18 protein-coding genes are annotated in these 15,408 nt (G+C 65.8%); 8 read left to right on the top strand and 10 right to left on the bottom strand.

The genetic code is table 11. From position 1 onward, the window contains the following. Window positions 1–11: 11 nt before the first annotated feature. The 7 genes from OM513_RS19210 to OM513_RS19240 form a co-directional block, all read right to left on the bottom strand. Complete coding sequence (locus tag OM513_RS19210) at window positions 12–1,754, bottom strand: asparagine synthase-related protein (RefSeq protein ID WP_264946394.1); 1,743 nt, start codon at window positions 1,752–1,754, stop codon at window positions 12–14. Beyond that, entirely contained in the window at window positions 1,751–2,401 is a 651-nt protein-coding gene (locus OM513_RS19215; protein WP_264946395.1) for a lasso peptide biosynthesis B2 protein, read from the bottom strand. The genes OM513_RS19210 and OM513_RS19215 overlap by 4 nt, the downstream gene beginning before the upstream one ends. 50 nt (window positions 2,402–2,451) lie before the next feature. Further along, complete coding sequence (locus OM513_RS19220; RefSeq protein ID WP_264946396.1) at window positions 2,452–2,583, bottom strand: benenodin family lasso peptide; 132 nt, start codon at window positions 2,581–2,583, stop codon at window positions 2,452–2,454. Window positions 2,584–2,666: 83 nt separating this feature from the next. After that, the gene (locus OM513_RS19225; RefSeq protein WP_264946397.1) at window positions 2,667–3,254 is read right to left on the bottom strand and encodes a GntR family transcriptional regulator; all 588 of its coding nucleotides are present in this window, start codon (window positions 3,252–3,254) and stop codon (window positions 2,667–2,669) included. 1 nt (window position 3,255) lies between these two features. Continuing rightward, window positions 3,256–4,137 (bottom strand): phytanoyl-CoA dioxygenase family protein, encoded by an 882-nt coding sequence (locus tag OM513_RS19230; protein ID WP_380916501.1) that lies wholly within the window; start codon window positions 4,135–4,137, stop codon window positions 3,256–3,258. Window positions 4,138–4,147: 10 nt separating this feature from the next. Then, entirely contained in the window at window positions 4,148–4,765 is a 618-nt protein-coding gene (locus tag OM513_RS19235; protein WP_264946398.1) for an acyl-homoserine-lactone synthase, read from the bottom strand. An 81-nt stretch (window positions 4,766–4,846) separates the two neighbouring features. Then, on the bottom strand, window positions 4,847–5,593 hold the full coding sequence (locus OM513_RS19240; RefSeq protein ID WP_264946439.1) for a LuxR family transcriptional regulator: 747 nt from the start codon (window positions 5,591–5,593) through the stop codon (window positions 4,847–4,849). Between the two features lie 493 nt (window positions 5,594–6,086). Here OM513_RS19240 and rfbB point away from each other — a divergent pair, with 493 nt between their 5' ends. Continuing rightward, window positions 6,087–7,106 carry a dTDP-glucose 4,6-dehydratase gene (gene rfbB / locus OM513_RS19245; protein WP_264946399.1) on the top strand — a complete coding sequence of 340 codons (1,020 nt, stop codon included), beginning with the start codon at window positions 6,087–6,089 and terminating at the stop codon, window positions 7,104–7,106. A 297-nt stretch (window positions 7,107–7,403) separates the two neighbouring features. Here the strand turns inward: rfbB and OM513_RS19250 are convergent, their stop codons facing one another. Continuing rightward, window positions 7,404–8,090: a Crp/Fnr family transcriptional regulator gene (locus OM513_RS19250; protein ID WP_264946400.1), complete on the bottom strand. Its 687-nt coding sequence runs from the start codon at window positions 8,088–8,090 to the stop codon at window positions 7,404–7,406. A 147-nt stretch (window positions 8,091–8,237) separates the two neighbouring features. Beyond that, window positions 8,238–9,428, bottom strand: coding sequence for a GNAT family N-acetyltransferase (locus OM513_RS19255; RefSeq protein ID WP_264946401.1), 1,191 nt, complete (start codon window positions 9,426–9,428; stop codon window positions 8,238–8,240). A 173-nt stretch (window positions 9,429–9,601) separates the two neighbouring features. Between OM513_RS19255 and OM513_RS19260 the strand changes: the two genes are divergently transcribed. The 3 genes from OM513_RS19260 to OM513_RS19270 all read left to right on the top strand — a co-directional run bounded on the left by OM513_RS19260 (window position 9,602) and on the right by OM513_RS19270 (window position 13,652). Beyond that, complete coding sequence (locus OM513_RS19260; protein ID WP_264946402.1) at window positions 9,602–10,063, top strand: DUF2721 domain-containing protein; 462 nt, start codon at window positions 9,602–9,604, stop codon at window positions 10,061–10,063. A 567-nt stretch (window positions 10,064–10,630) separates the two neighbouring features. Continuing rightward, window positions 10,631–12,556, top strand: coding sequence for a ribonucleoside-diphosphate reductase subunit alpha (locus OM513_RS19265; RefSeq protein WP_264946403.1), 1,926 nt, complete (start codon window positions 10,631–10,633; stop codon window positions 12,554–12,556). A gap of 61 nt (window positions 12,557–12,617) precedes the next feature. Then, entirely contained in the window at window positions 12,618–13,652 is a 1,035-nt protein-coding gene (locus OM513_RS19270) for an alpha/beta hydrolase (RefSeq protein ID WP_264946404.1), read from the top strand. A gap of 66 nt (window positions 13,653–13,718) precedes the next feature. On the opposite strand, the gene OM513_RS19275 is transcribed toward OM513_RS19270, so the two are convergent. Further along, window positions 13,719–13,970 carry a DUF2171 domain-containing protein gene (locus tag OM513_RS19275; protein ID WP_264946405.1) on the bottom strand — a complete coding sequence of 84 codons (252 nt, stop codon included), beginning with the start codon at window positions 13,968–13,970 and terminating at the stop codon, window positions 13,719–13,721. A 128-nt stretch (window positions 13,971–14,098) separates the two neighbouring features. On the opposite strand from OM513_RS19275, the gene OM513_RS19280 reads away from it, so the two are divergent. The 4 genes from OM513_RS19280 to OM513_RS19295 are packed head-to-tail and all read left to right on the top strand — an operon-like array spanning window position 14,099 to window position 15,340. Continuing rightward, window positions 14,099–14,437 (top strand): hypothetical protein, encoded by a 339-nt coding sequence (locus tag OM513_RS19280; protein ID WP_264946406.1) that lies wholly within the window; start codon window positions 14,099–14,101, stop codon window positions 14,435–14,437. Further along, window positions 14,434–14,652, top strand: coding sequence for a hypothetical protein (locus tag OM513_RS19285; RefSeq protein WP_264946407.1), 219 nt, complete (start codon window positions 14,434–14,436; stop codon window positions 14,650–14,652). Before OM513_RS19280 ends, OM513_RS19285 begins: the two co-directional genes overlap by 4 nt. Further along, window positions 14,649–15,158 carry a hypothetical protein gene (locus OM513_RS19290; RefSeq protein WP_264946408.1) on the top strand — a complete coding sequence of 170 codons (510 nt, stop codon included), beginning with the start codon at window positions 14,649–14,651 and terminating at the stop codon, window positions 15,156–15,158. The genes OM513_RS19285 and OM513_RS19290 overlap by 4 nt, the downstream gene beginning before the upstream one ends. After that, a complete protein-coding gene (locus OM513_RS19295; RefSeq protein ID WP_264946409.1) occupies window positions 15,155–15,340 on the top strand; it encodes a hypothetical protein in 186 nt (61 codons plus the stop codon). Before OM513_RS19290 ends, OM513_RS19295 begins: the two co-directional genes overlap by 4 nt. Window positions 15,341–15,408 lie beyond the last annotated feature (68 nt).

The following is a 15,408-nucleotide window of genomic DNA, read 5'->3' on the forward strand; positions in this document are numbered from 1 at the left end:
TTCGAGCTGGCTCATTCTCCCCAAGCACAGACCCATGCTTCGACGTCCGCCAGGACGAGCAAATCGACAATCGCCCGCCCGTCCGGCAACGGACGCTCAAACGCGGCGCTAATCTTTGCAGGGTCGGCGACCCCTTGCCGAACGAGAACACCGTCGAGCAGCATGGACCGGAGACGCGATGCATTCCTTCGGATCACATTCGCGGCCAACGTATCGAATGCTCCCTTGGAGCGGCGTCCGAGGATGGAGTTCGGCAGGAGCCCACGAAAAGCCTCCCGCGCAACCGAGCGATTCTGACCATGGTTGAACCAGAGCCATGTTGGGATACGAAGGCACGTCTCGACCACAGGTTGCGAGAGCAGGGGTGAGCACATTGGCGCAACGTGCTGCCTGCCATAGCCCTCGAGATGGTTCGAGATGCTGATTAGGCCCCAGATTTGCCGACGTTTGCCCGGAAGCACCTGGACGCTTGGCTCCAGCCACGGATTTCCCTGAGGCCAGGGAAGGTCATGCACGGCCGAGTCTGCCATGAAGCGATTTCTCCGCGGCGTCGGCAGCTTCTGCTCCCGATCGAGCGTCCGCTTCGCCACTGAGCGCAGGGCCTGCCAGAAGGTGACATCAGCCACCTCCGCTACGTCCATTGTGCTGCGGAGTGCCGCGGCGGAGAGACCGCGGCGCCGTAGCAAATCGACGACTGGAAGCGTCGATTGCAAATGACAGAATATGTTGTCCCCCCCGCCGCCACCGAGAAACATGTCTCCGCCAACCGACCGCGCTAGCTGCTGGAGCGGCCGGTCGAGCGCCTGCGTGAAACTGCGCGCGCACGGGCGGGGTAACTCTGATGAATCCGAGCGCGAGATGTCGACGATGGCGGGGTCCAACACCAGCTCGATCAGTTCCAGTTCAAATTGCTTGGCGACCGCTCGCGCAAAGTCGCGTTCGTCAGAATCCCCGGCAATGGGGACGAATGTTGCGCATAGGGGAGCGGATCCCGCCAAGGCGAGACTCGCAGTCACGATCGATGAATCAAGACCTCCTGAGAGTTCTACGATCGGGACCGCCGCCGTCCTGCTCCAGGCTCTGCCGACCTGAAGAACGGCCTCGCGCACCGCACCAACGGCATCGGCGAAGTCGTCGATTTCGACCTGCTCCGCCGCGAAGCGCCAAGGAGTCCAGGTGGCCTGTGCCCTGGTCGCTCCGCGACCGACCTTCGCGGCCATGCCTGGCAGCAACTCGCTGATTCCGCGCAATGCAGTTTGCGCGGGCCTCAGATCGCGGAACGTCAAGGCCTGCGCAACGACGGTCCAGTCCCGTTCGGCCTCCAAGAGCCCAAGCTCGAAAAACAGCTTGGGCGCAGACGTCGCAAGTTCGACGCCATCGACGGTCGCTATATAGCAGGGCACCATACCGGAAGGATCCCGGAGAATTTCCACCCCATCGCCAAAGCTGCGCAAGGCAAGATAACCGCCCCAGAAGTTCCTCAGAAACCGTTCGGCCGGAGCGTGCAGTTCACCATCGCCAGCTTTGATAGAAAAGGTCGAGCTTCTGCGGTCGAAGAGCGGACCCCATACGATCCCGCCCCCCTCGATCAACACGTGACTGCTGGAGGCCGAACCAAGGAAGATGAACCCGGGAAGATCGACCAGCTTACAGAGATCGGGCGCCGCTTCCGCTATTGCGATGACGCGTTGCAATCTCGGCGAGAGAGGCTGACCCCTGGGCCATGCGAAGGCGAAGAACGGGCCGACGATCATATGACAAGGATCGGCGAGTAACGCCGCACATGATCATGGCTGTCGTTGAGAATCGCGCTGTCGGATTGCACCCAGCAATGCGCGAGAAAGGGTTCCGACGTGATACCGAAGACGATCTGACGCGGGCCACCGCGAGGCCCGAGCCAGGAATCGAGCGCCAGCGCATCCAGCAGGCAGTTCTTCTTGATTGGGAGTAGCCGACGTTTGCGGTGATAGGCTGACAACAGATCGGCGGAGAGCGGATCCGACACATCGGCGTAGGTGCGCCGTAAAGCCCGATGGTGCGCAATGATCGTGTGAAGTGGGCGCGTTCGCAGCGCAATCCAGCTTCTCGCGACAGCTCGTGTCAGACCATGTACGGGGGGTAGGACAGAGGCGCGACTCATTGGGTCCGCTAGCGCTCTGGGAATTACAACAACGACCGGCCTCGCCACGATTTCTCGGCTTTCGTTCTCGAAGACCGCGCTGTGCCGGACGAGCAACGAGATCAACGCAGCCGGTGGCGCGGTTTCACTCCCGTCCAGCCAATTCAACGTGAGCTGCGCGATCGCTGCCGGTACGCGAAAATATCGATCTTGCCTTATATCAAGCAGGATCAGCGCCTCGCCTTGCAAGCAAGCGGTCAGATGAGGAAGGAGAGTCCACATTGGAGGAGCACGGATCGTCGGCGCGGCGCGAGCCGCGCCGACGCAGACCGTCAGCTGTCGGAAAGGCCAGCCGGGATCTGGTAGCCGAGGCCATCGAAGTTGCCCTCGTCCTTGACCTGAGTCTCGACGCTCGCCGCGCCCAGGTCGATCAGGTCGACCGCTTTTTCATTGATGCGTTCCATGACGACACTCCTTGCTTGTCGCGACGATTCGCGACCCAGAAAATGTCGGCGCTCCTGCAGATTATAAGAACTTTATAATCGGATTATAATTTCGTCCGAAGGCGGATCAATTCCTCGACCGATTTCATCCTCACAAGATGATACCTTCTGATCGCAGCCAGTTGCTTGGCTGGGTCAAGAATTTCCTCGAGATGCCCGATCATCGGAAAAGAGACTTTCTCTTCAGCAATGCGAAAGGGATGGAGGCGCTCTGAAATATTTTCGACCGCGGGCCTGAGCTCGCGATTGGGCGCCGATTCGGCGAGTAGCCGAAACACCGCAGCAGTAGCGTCTGCCAAGGGCTTGGTTGCCAGCGCCTCCGCGATAGCCTCTTCGTCAGGTATGCGCCGTGCGGTGCGCGCCGCCATGATCGCAACAGCGGAGTGCCATTCGTATAGATCACGAAGGTCGCCCTCCGCCAAGCGAGGCACATGAAAGCCTTCGCCGCTGCTCGCTTCTACGATTCGCTCGCCAACCAATCGATTGAGCGCGTCCCTGACCGGCGTCATGCTTACGCCGATTTCCTCGGCGATGCGGTTGGCTTCGAGACGATGACCGGGCGGATACGCGCCCTCGCGCAGAAGAGCCTTCAATGCCGCGTAGCTGCGCTCCATCGCCTGGAAGGGGCTCACCTCACGCCCCCTGCCGTCGCCGATGCTCTGCGACGGCGTCTCTCTGATCCGGTCGCAGCGCGTCGATCGCGCCGATATGAGCGGGGATATCATCCTGAAGCAGGATCGACGGACAGACACCCTCAAAATTGCCGAGGTTCGGGCGATGCTGACGATATCCAACCAATGCGGCGAGTTCGGGATTAAAGGTTCGCGCAAATTCGGGCGGATAGGCGAGCCATTGGTTCTCGTAGGGCTTGAGCCAGCCCAGGCAATAGCTCACCACCACGGCCTCTCGCACGATGTTGCTACGGTTTGCGCCAGCACCGTGCAATGTCGATCCCAGGAAGAGAATGGCGTCGCCAGGATCGCAAACCGCGGAGAAAGCAAGGGGCGGCGCGCCGTCCGCCAGCGCTTCGCGGCCGTGGCTCCCAGAGTGAATCAGCGTAGCCCCGTTCTCTTCGGTAAAGGAGGTCAGCGGCCACATCACGTTTACGAGGTATTCGACCTCGCCCTTCACGCCTTCCCACATGTCCTGGTCCCGATGCGGGAACTGCAGCGGCGCACCGGGATGGATGGCGATCGCCTGAGCAAGGTTGAGCTGGATCGTGTCGCACCAAGGTAGGAGGACATGCTCGGCGATGGCGACGATATCTGGGTATTGGATCAGCGTCGCGGCATGTTTGGAACGCCGCAGCAGGCTGCCGAAGCGTTTGGTACGCGCGCCATAGAAGTCGCCAGTACAGTAGGGTGTGGCTTCGAAGATCGGTCGCAGGTCCGTTGCGAGCCGCTCGATCTTCTCCGGCGCCAGGGCACCACGAATGATGGACCATCCTGTATCCATCAGCTGGCCGGCCGCGTCGTCATGCGAGAAGCGCGGCCTCGGTGCTGCAAAGATGCTCATTTTGGCTCTCCTATGCGGCTGCCGTTTCCGCCTGCATCGAGTGGGTCTGTATCCACATGCCGGTAGCCTGGAGGCGAGACGGCGTGGCTCCGTCGATGTTAATCCGGAGCGCACCTAGGGAGCCGTAGCTGTCGGTCATGATCTGCCCGAGCGGGCTTGCGTCCCAGCCGAATTGCAGGATCTGGGCAAGCCACGCGGAGTCAGCCACGCCCGTGTAAGTCCGGACTCCCGTGGCTAGAGCATGGACCACTAGCGCGCTCACCAAACGATTCCGGGCATCACGGCGTTGAGCCGCCGTGATATTGCGATCGAGACAAAACCGGGTGATCTCGAACGTGTCCGGCCCGCGCGGGACCGGCGCTGCGCACAATGCCGGAAAGAGGGAGTCCAGGATGTGGGGGCGGGTCGTCGGCAGGAGGCGTGCCGATGCGAGGTGGTGTTCGCCACCGTCCGTTACAATAAGATAGCGGGCGTCCGCGTTGTCGAACTGGTCGATCTCATACTGCCCTTCGAGTACCGGCACCTGCCACCCGAGTAGGTCCACAAAGACCTGCTTTCGAGCAGCGAACATGCCGCGCATGGCCCTTTCGCATCCGCCTGCAGCGGTCGTGTCGATGAGCGCGATCACTTCGGACCTCCTTATCGGTGAGGCCCTAACATCGGCAGTCCGCGCTAAGCGGGATATTCCCAGAAATGGGGGCAGGCGAGCCTATCTCATGAAGATATCAGCGAAGGAGATGCTCCCGTCGAACAACGCCATGACGGCCAAGTGCGCACGCTTTTGAACGCCGTAGCGCTCCCGCGCATGCTTGAGATGCTGGATAACTGTTTCGTGGCTCACCCCAAGGATCTGCGAGATCTCCCAGTCCGTTTTGCCGCGTGCTGCCCACAGCACGCAGTCGCGCTGGCGGTCGGTCATCGGTTGTCCTGTTCGAGGCGCGTGCCGAGTATTGGCGAGGCGGCGCGCGGTTTCAAACGCGAGACCGCCAACGAGTTGGGCGACCAAGACATGGTCTTCGGGAAAGTCGTCGCTGGGACGAACCGCAAAGGAACACGAGCCGCTAAACTCCCCCGGGACGTGTGCAGGCACGGTGAAACCATTCCCGATCCCGATCCGCCTCGCTTGTTCGAGGATGTGGCGATCGCCCGATGTGAGTTGGATCAGCTTGGGAACCTGAGTCCAGGTGAAGCCGTGACTGGTGACGTGACTTGCGCGATGGATCGGATCCAGTCGGCCTAGCGACCGCGCGTCGAACCAATCTTGCCACTCTATCGGGTAGTTGTGGAGGCGTACCCCGCCTGATGACAACGTGGCGAAGTCAACGTGGTGCGTAAGCGCGAAATATCTGAACCCCATCGCTTGGGCACATTCTTCGAGCAAATCAAACAAATCGCGCAGTTCGCGTGCTTCGCGCACATTGCGTTCAAACACGGAGGCAACTGTAAACCTTGCCATATCGATCAACGCCGACAGCAAGGGTGTACTCACGCACCGCGAGCGAATTGCTACCTGAAACCGACTACACAACTTCTCATGGAGGCAACCGGCGTCCGTCGTTAGCTTTCCGAAAAAATGCTGTCCTGTCAAACCATAACCGGCAACACCGGCAAAGCCGCTCCCTCCCCCATCCCCCGGTCAGTTCACATGGATCGCGCATCGCATCAACCCGACGCGGCCAAGGTGGAAGCATCCTTTTTATGGCGGGTGGCAGGATTGCCAAATCCTTGCCAACCTACGCAGCACTACGATCCACGGTGATTACCCGGTGCTTACTCCCTAGAGTGGAAGGTCGAAATTTCTTATGAAAAACGACGTTATTTCCGCTAGATACCAGAAAATAAATCTCAAGGTGTGGTATTTCCGCTATCTGCGCGCCTGATGCGGCGATCACAGCGGCCCGCCGGCGCGGCCATTTCGGCTTTGGCGCAATAGCCTCTAGAAGCACGGCATGAGGATCCTGGTCACGGGCGGGGCGGGCTTCATCGGCTCGGCGCTGGTACGCTTCCTGGTCGCGGAAGCGGGCGCGGAGGTGCTGACGGTCGACCGGCTCACCTATGCCGGCCACCTCCCGTCGCTGAAGGCGCTGGAGGGGGTGCCCGGCCACCGGCTGTTGCGCGCGGACATCTGCGATGCCGATGCCATGCGCCAGGCCTTCGCCGCCTTCCGGCCGGACCGGGTGATGCACCTGGCGGCGGAAAGCCATGTCGACCGTTCGGTCGCCGCCGCGGGCGATTTCATCCAGACCAATGTGGTGGGCACCTATACGCTGCTCCAGGCCGCGCGCGGTTATTGGGAAACGCTTCCGGAGGCCGGGCGGCGGGCGTTCCGCTTCCTCCACGTCTCCACCGATGAGGTATATGGATCGCTCGGCCCCGATGGGCTGTTCCGCGAGGATACACCCTATGATCCCTCCTCGCCCTATTCCGCGTCGAAGGCGGCGAGCGATCACCTGGCGATGGCGTGGCACCGCACCTATGGCCTGCCCGTCGTGCTTTCGAACTGCTCGAACAACTATGGCCCGTTCCAGCACCCGGAAAAGCTGATCCCGCTGGTGATCCTCAACGCCATCGCGGGCAAGCCGCTGCCGGTCTATGGCGACGGGCTGAACGTGCGCGACTGGCTGTATGTCGAGGATCATGTCCGCGCGCTGGATGCGATCGCGTCGCGGGGCGTGCCGGGGCGGGCCTATGCCGTCGGCGGGCGCAACGAACGGCGCAACATCGACGTCGTCCGCCGCGTCTGCGCGATCCTGGACCGGCTGCGGCCGGACGGCGCGCCGCACGATCGGCTGATCCGCCACGTCGCCGACCGGCCCGGCCACGACGCGCGCTACGCCATCGACGCATCGCGGATCGAGAGCGAACTCGACTGGCGCGCGCGGGAGGATTTCGATTCGGGGATCGAGAAGACGGTGCGCTGGTATCTCGACAACCGCTGGTGGTGGCAGCCGATCCGCGGCGGGGAATAGCGGCGTTCGCGCCGGACTGTCGCGGCCTGGGTTATGTTTCACGCGAAGGCGCGAAGATGCTTCGCCTGCTCGCGCCGAATGCGCCATTTAACAGCCCGCGCGCGACAGTGTCGAAAATGGAGGGCCGCTATCGCGGCAATGCTGTCTCCGCGCCCTCTGCGCGAACCAAAAACCTCTTCGCGCCTTCGCGTGATTCAAATCGAAGAGGGCCAACGCCCCCCCGCCCCGGGCACCGCCACCCCCGGCTCCACGGCGGAGCGCGTTCAATCTGACCGGGAAGGCGATTCGGCGATGCCCTCAGCCCGCCGCGGCCTCCAGCGCGGCGGCGTCGCGGATCGCCATGCCGCGGGCGCCGCGGGTGGCGATGATGCCGCGGGCGCGCAGCCGGGTTAGCTGGCGGCTCACCGTCTCGATCGTCAGGCCCAGCAGCTCCGCCATCTCGCCGCGCGTCAGCGGCAGATCGAACTCGCTTCCGTCCGCCGCCTCCGCCCGGCGCGCGCAATCGAGCAGCAGCCATGCGACACGCTCGCCCGCGGTCTTGCGTGCCAGCATCAGCATCCGCTCGCGCGCGGCGTCCAGCGTCTCCAGCGTCCGGCGCAGCAACAGCCGCTCCATGTCGGCGCAGCCGGTAAGCGCGCGCTCGAAATCGCCGCGCGGGAACACGCACAGCTCGCTCGGCGCCAGCGCGGTGACGGTCACGTCGGCGTCGCGGGCAAAGGGCCGCCCCACGAAATCGGCCGGATAGGCGATCCCCACGATCTGCTCGCGCCCATCGGCGGTGGAGGCGGTGAGCTTCATCATCCCCTGGATCAGATTGGCGCAGACCGCGCTTTCATGCCCCGCCCAGCTCAGGCTCTCGCCACGCGCGAGCCGCCGGCGGCGGCCGGTGGCGCTCAGCGCCGCCAGCGCATTCTCGTCCAGCGCCGCGCACAGCGCCTCGCCGCGCACGGCGCATTCGGCACAGCTTTTTCCGGTCTCGCTCATGGTGCCGATCATGCCGCTCGCGGGCGGGCGCCGACATACGGGTTTGACCGTAGTCAAAGCCCCGGCCGCGATCCCATGGCCTGCTCGGCTTCCGCTCCAGGGAAAGGATATTCAGCGATGACCAACGAAGCCGTGATGTTCGCCGTGTCAGGCTCCATGCTGCTCTTCATGGCCGTGCTGGGCTTCGTCAGCATCCACGACGCGCTGCGCTTCCGCGCCGCCCGCTGATTCGCCGGCCGATGCGGCAGCGGCGGCAGCCCCACGGTTGCCGCTGCGCCGCCACAGCGCGCCCAGCGCGCGCGCCAGCGCCGCCTCCACGCCCGGCCGCACGAACAGCCAGTCGCGGATCGCAGGCCCCTGTGCCGCGCCGATGGTGCGCTTGTAGCCGCTGTCGCCCGCGCCCCAATCGACGCGGGTCATCCCGTCCTCGATCGCGCGGACGAGGTTGCGGTAATAGAGCAGCTTGCCCGGCGAATGCTTGCCATATGCCGGGTCATAGCTGTTCGCGATCGCATATTTCAGCGTGCCCGCGTTGAGATCGAACGAGAAGGCGGAAGGCTTTCCGTCGACGCGCAGCACCGCGGCCCACATCATCTCCGCCAGCACCGGGTCCGCCGCCGCCGCGCGCCAGAAGCCGCCGTGGCCGTTCGCGGTGAACTTGGCATCGCTGCCGTCGGTGCGGTCGGCGATCCAGCTATGCTGCTCGATCCCGGCCAGCGCGTCGAACGCCGCATCGTCCCAGCCCGCGCCGGACACGAAGCTCCAGTCGAGCGCGCCGTGGCTGCCCAGGTGCTTTTCGTGGAACCGGTTCTTGCGCAGCGTGGAATTGCGCGGCCAGGTGCCCTCGCCGCGCAGCGCGGCCATATCGAGCAGGAAGCTGTCGGCCACGAAGCGGTCGAGCACCGCCCAGCCGCGCTCCTTCGCCGCGGCCTTCAGCAGTTCCAGCCCCGAATCGCCGTCATAGACCGGCCCGATGCGCAGCGCCCGCGCCTCGCCCGCCAGCCTGCGCAGCAGCGCCTCGGCAGCCTCGGCGCCCGCATCCTCGCTCACCGGAAAGCTGCGGAACGGCCAATAGCATCCGGGCACAGCCGCCATGCCCGCCCATGCCGGCCCCATCGCGACGATCGGCAGCGCGGCGACGGGATCGCCCTCGCGCGACACCATCAGCGTGCGCGCCTCGCCGCCATAGGCGGACAGCGCGGCGGCGAACCAGCCATAGCGCAGGAAGCGGTGGCTGGGCGCGGCGCGCGCCGCGACCCGATCGATCCCGCCGGCCAGCCCGTCGACGCAATCGACGGTGACCGCCGGCGGAAGCCGGGTGAATTCGGATAGCGCCATCGGCCTGCTCATCCCCCGCCCATAGCCGACGGGAGTTACCAAGCGGTTTGCCGGGCAGGCGCGCGCCGCCGCGCATTCCTCCGCCGGCCCGTCCGGAGCGGAATGGAGCCCGCCCTTCCCAGCGTCACCGTTGTCTTCCCCCCGCCGCGCATCCGGCCTATGCATCGCGTCCCATGGACGCCGCTTCGCTCTCCACCGTTTCCTCCACGATCCAGACCGCGATCGCGCCGGTGTTCCTGCTGGCGGGCATCGCAGGCATCCTCAACGTGATGGTCGGGCGGCTGGCGCGCATCGTCGATCGAGCGCGCGGGCTGGAGCAGCTCCACCCGCGCTCCACCGGGCCGGAGCATGACCGGCATGTGTGGGAGCTGCGGCTGATCGACCGGCGCATCACCGTGATCAATTCGGCGATCTTCCTGTCGGTGGCCAGCGCGCTGGCGATCTGCCTGGTCGTCGCGCTGATGTTCGTCTCGCTGCTGGTGAACCTGCATATCGGGGGGATCGTGGCGGTGGCCTTCATCGTCTCCATGCTGCTGCTGATGGGCGGGCTGATCTTCTTCCTGGTCGAGGTGCGCATGTCGCTGGGCGCGATCCATGTGCGCGAGGAGCTGCTGGAGCTCGACGCGCGGAAATAGCGGCGTTCCGGGTTGCGCGGCGCCGCCCCGCCGCCCCACCCGCGCGCTGGCCGCGAGCGTGAGGAAGGCCCCCAGCTTCCGCCGCAGCATCGGGATCGCGGGGCATGGCCGCACCGCCGCGGGACCTCCGTTCGTACCGTTCGGCGCGGGCGAAAGGAAGCTGGCGCGCGGCTATCCACAACTTTCACAAGCGCCACAAAATTTTCGTCGTTCTCTTTTCGTCCACTTGCCTTTTTAAAACCCGTGGAACGACCGCGCGTCGCGGCATCGCACCAATGCCGGGTGCGCCACGAACCGAGTCATTTTAGCGACGAACCGTTGGAAGCGTTAACCATTTACCATCTTGTGCCCTGACTCGTTTAGGCACAATCTGTTGTGGTTGCTCCACGGGGCAGGCTCAAGCACTGGTAGGCTCATGATCGCGGGGCCATCTCGCGATGTACCTTTCCTATGCTCTGGGCCGGGGCGATGGACGCTTTTTGTTCTCGTTTCCGGCGCGGCGGTGATAGCATCGCCAGGCCTGCTCCCGAGTCGCGGACGAGTCGCTGGTACAGGGAACAGGGCGTTATGGAATTCAGGGAAACGGAAGCGGGTGTGAACGACAGCGTGGCCGAAACCATTGCGGCTCCCAAGGCCGCCCGCACCGCCGCCAAGGCGAAGAAGCCGCGCGGCGATTCGCGCAGCATCGATCCGCGCCCCTATCCGATCGAGGTCGATCACGGCCGCGACGCGCTGCTCACCGAATTCGGCAAGGATACGCTGAAGGACCGCTATCTGCTGCCGGGCGAAAGCTTCCAGGACCTGTTCGTCCGCGTCGCCTCCGCCTATGCGGACGATGCCGCGCACGCCCAGCGCATCTACGACTATATCTCGCAGCTCTGGTTCATGCCGGCCACGCCGGTGCTGTCGAACGGCGGCACGGGCCGGGGCCTGCCGATCTCCTGCTTCCTCAATTCGGTGCCGGACAGCCTGAACGGCATCGTCGATACCTGGAACGAGAATGTCTGGCTCGCCTCGCGCGGGGGCGGCATCGGCACCTATTGGGGCAGTGTCCGCGGCATCGGCGAGCCGGTGGGCCTGAACGGCAAGACCAGCGGCATCATCCCCTTCGTCCGCGTGATGGACAGCCTGACGCTGGCGATCTCGCAGGGCTCGCTGCGCCGCGGATCGGCCGCCTGCTATCTCGACATCTCCCATCCGGAGATCGAGGAGTTCCTGGAGATCCGCAAGCCCAGCGGCGATTTCAACCGCAAGGCGCTGAACCTGCACCACGGCGTGCTGATCCCCGACGCCTTCATGGAAGCGGTGCGCGAGGGCGGCGAATGGGAGCTGAAGTCGCCCAAGGACGGCAGCGTCCGCGGCAAGGTGGACGCGCGCGCGCTGTTCCAGAAGCTGGTCGAGACCCGGCTGGCGACCGGCGAGCCCTATATCGTGTTCGCCGATCACGTGAACTCGAACATGCCCAAGCATCATCGCGACCTGGGCCTGAAGGTTTCGACGTCGAACCTCTGTTCGGAGATCACGCTGCCCACCGGCCGCGATCACCTGGGCAACGAGCGTACCGCGGTCTGCTGCCTCTCGTCGCTCAACCTCGAGACCTGGGACCAGTGGAAGGACGCCAAGGGCTTCATCGAGGATGTGATGCGCTTCCTCGACAACGTGCTCCAGGATTACATCGACCGCGCCGAGCCGGGCATGGAGAAGGCCGCCTATTCGGCCAGCCGCGAACGTTCGGTCGGCCTGGGCGTGATGGGCTTCCACAGCTTCCTCCAGGCGCGCGGCCTGCCGTTCGAAGGCGCGATGGCGAAGAGCTGGAACAACCGCATCTTCAAGCACATCCGCGCCCAGGTGGACGAGGCGTCGATGCAGCTCGCGGTCGAGCGCGGGCCGTGCCCGGACGCGGCCGAGATGGGGGTGATGGAGCGGTTTAGCTGCAAGATGGCGATCGCGCCCACCGCGTCGATCAGCATCATCTGCGGCGGCACCAGCGCCTGCATCGAGCCGATCCCGGCCAACATCTACACGCACAAGACGCTCAGCGGCTCCTGGTCGATCCGCAACCCCTATCTGGAGAAGCTGCTCATCGAGAAATCGAAGAACAGCGAGGCGGTGTGGAGCTCGATCCTCGAGCATGGCGGCTCGGTCCAGCATCTCGACTTCCTCAGCCAGGAGGAGAAGGACTGCTACAAGACCAGCTTCGAGATCGACCAGCGCTGGATCCTGGAGCTGGCCGGCGATCGCGCGCCCTATATCGATCAGGCGCAGTCGCTGAACCTGTTCATCCCGGCGGACGTGGAGAAGTGGGACCTGCTGATGCTCCACTATCGCGCGTGGGAGCTGGGCATCAAATCGCTCTACTATCTGCGTTCCAAGTCGGTGCAGCGTGCCGGCTTCGCGGGCACGGGCGGCGTGGAGGCCGACAACACGATCGAGAAGCCCCAGTTCAACCTGGGCGAATCGACCGATTACGACGAATGCCTGGCCTGCCAGTGATGGCTGCCTCCCGCCTTCTCCCCTCCCCGCAAGGGAGGGGAAGTCTGCGCCGAGTTTCGCGATGACCCCCGATCCCCACGCCGTTCGCGGCACGCGCCCGATGGTCGCGCCGGAAGTGGCGCCCGGGCTGGAGCTGTTCCCGACGCGCGACATCGATGCCGATATGCTGGCCGCGATCCGCGCTGCCGGGCCGCTGTTCCCGCCCCCGCCGTTGAGCGCGGAGGAGGCCGCCGTGCGCCGTGAGGAGCGGTTCGTTCCCGGCCCGGCGGGCGGCCCCGGCGTGCGCGTGCTGTTCTACACGCCCCCCGGGACGGCGGCCGCGCCGCGCCCGGCCTATCTGCACATGCATGGCGGCGGCTATATCCTCGGCAACGCGGATTTCAGCGACAAGTCGAACCGCGCCTTCGCCGCCGCGCTGGATGCGGTGGTGGTGTCGGTGGATTACCGGCTGGCGCCCGAAACGCGCTGGCCCGGCCCGGTGGAGGATTGCCACGCCGCGCTCGTCTGGCTCCACGGCGATGCCGATGCGCTGGGCGTCGATCGCGCGCGCATCGCGATCGGCGGGGAGAGCGCGGGCGGCGGGCTGGCGGCGATGCTGGCGCTGATGGCGCGCGATCGCGGCCAGGTGCCCGTCTGCTTCCAATATCTCGATTCGCCGATGCTCGACGATCGCACCGGATCGGCATCCGATCCGCACCCCTATGCCGGCGAGTTCATCTGGACGGCGGCCAGCAACCGCTTCGGCTGGAGCGCGCTGCTGGGGTGTGCGGCGGGAAGCGATGCGGTGCCCGCGGGCGCCGTGCCCGCGCGCGTGGCGAATCTGGCCAGCCTGCCGCCCGCCTATATCGCGGTCGGCGCGCTCGATCTCTTCGTCGAGGAGGATATCGAATATGCCCGCCGCCTGATCCGCGCGGGCGTTCCGGCCGAGCTGCATGTCACGCCGGGCATCTATCACGGCTTCACGGTGGCCGGCCCGGATACGCCGCAGGCCCGCCGCCATATCGCCAGCGCACGGGCCGCGTTCGCGCGCGCCTTTGCGCCTGAGGCTGCGCCTGCCGTTATCGCTGCCGCTCCGGCGCTCGCCGAGCCGGCCTGAGGGGGAGGAGGAGCCATGCCCCGCCGCCCCCGGACCGTCCCCGGCTTCCGCGCCGGAGCGCGCGCGTCAGCCTTCCGATTCCTCGGTCTCGAACAGCACCGCGTTCGCGGCCGTCGCGGTCAGGCGGACCTGCTCGCCCTCGATCTCGGCGACCAGGCCGAGCGGAACATAATGATTGTGCCCGGCATGGCTGCCCATGCCGCTGTCGGCCTTGGTCAGCTTCAGCCGGTGGTGCTCCACCTTGTCGACCGTGCCGATATGGACGCCGTCGGCGCCGATAACTTCCATGCCTTCGCGCACCTGGCTGGCGTGGCCCATCTTGAATCTCCTTTGTTCGCCTGCGGATGCAGGGTCTCTAGCAGCAGGCGGCGGCCCCGGTCATCGGGCAATATCCCTATGGCGCCGCGCGCCGGCGCCGCCATGCTTGCCGCGGGAGGCTCCCGTCCATGCCACGCCTGAAGACCGCCGCCGCGATCGCCGCGCTGACGCTGCTCGCCGCCTGTGCGAAGCAGATGACGCCCGGCGCCGTCGCCCCGGGGGCTCCCGGCTTCCTGGAGGGGCTGTGGCACGGCTTCATCTTCCCGATCGCCTGGTTGTTCAGCCTCGTGCGGTCCGATGTCGCGGTCTATGCCGTGCCCAACAACGGCGGCTGGTATGATTTCGGCTATTTCCTGGGCGTCTGCGTGTTCGGCGTCGGCGCGCACCGCGGCCCGCGCGTGATCTATCGCGAGCGCGTGGTGCGCGAACGCGGCCCCCGCGGCCAGACCATCGAGCATGAGCCGTGACGCGCGCGCTGGTCCTGATCGACGGCGCGGCGGCGCTGGTGGGCGGCACGGGGATCGCGATGCTGGCCCGGCCCGCCGCCGCCGCGCGCCTGATGCGGCTGCCGCAGGCGGAACAGTCCGCCTATATCGTGCGGATCGTCGGCGCGATGCTGATCGGCGCCGCGCTGTTCGCCGGCGGCTTCGCGACCGTCTTCGTGCTGACGGTGAACGCATGAGCGCGGCCGTGCCCGGCATCGTCCGCCGCTGGTCGCCGCTCCTGTTGTGGCCGGTATCGTGCGCGATTTTGTACGCGATCCTCGTCGCGATCTTCCGCACCCTAGCCGTGCCCGGCTTCGATCCCTGGCAACTGGCGATTTCAGCCGGATGGATCACCAACGCGGCATATGTCGCAACGGGGCTGGACCCGTTCAGGGCCGAGCATGGCGACATGCTGGAGGAGCCCGCGCCGTCGCGCCCGCGCCTGTTCGAAGGCCGGGCGGCGATGGCGGCCGTCTGCCTGCTCGCAGGGGCGTTCCATGCGTTGAGCGGCGTGGAGCCGGTCTGGGATCAGGTCTCCCCCTTCGTTCCCTGGCTGGCCGGCGCGATCGTCGCCACGCTTGCGCTCCACCAGCTTCTGTCGCCGCGGGGCGACGCCGATGGCCGCTTCTGGGAGCGGGGCTGGGCTATGCTCATGCTCGGCTGGGCGGCCTTCATCCTTATCCTGTGGGGCTTCCGCGCATGACCGGCGGCACGCTCCTCATCCTGCTGCTGGGCATCATGCTGGCGGGCTTCGGCGCGCTGACGATGCGCCGTGCCGCACGCGGCGGCGCCCCCGCGGCGCGGCGGCGCGGCATCTATCTGATGCTGACCGGCGACGTGCTGCTGATCGCCGCGGTGTTCCAGATCCTGCGGGGGGCGGCATGATGCGCGCGCCCCGCCTCCGCCCCGTCCCGCGCCTCGCGCATGTGGCCGGCAATTCCCACATCACCGTT

Source organism: Sphingomonas canadensis (genome assembly GCF_026013525.1).
Lineage (GTDB): Bacteria > Pseudomonadota > Alphaproteobacteria > Sphingomonadales > Sphingomonadaceae > Sphingomonas > Sphingomonas canadensis.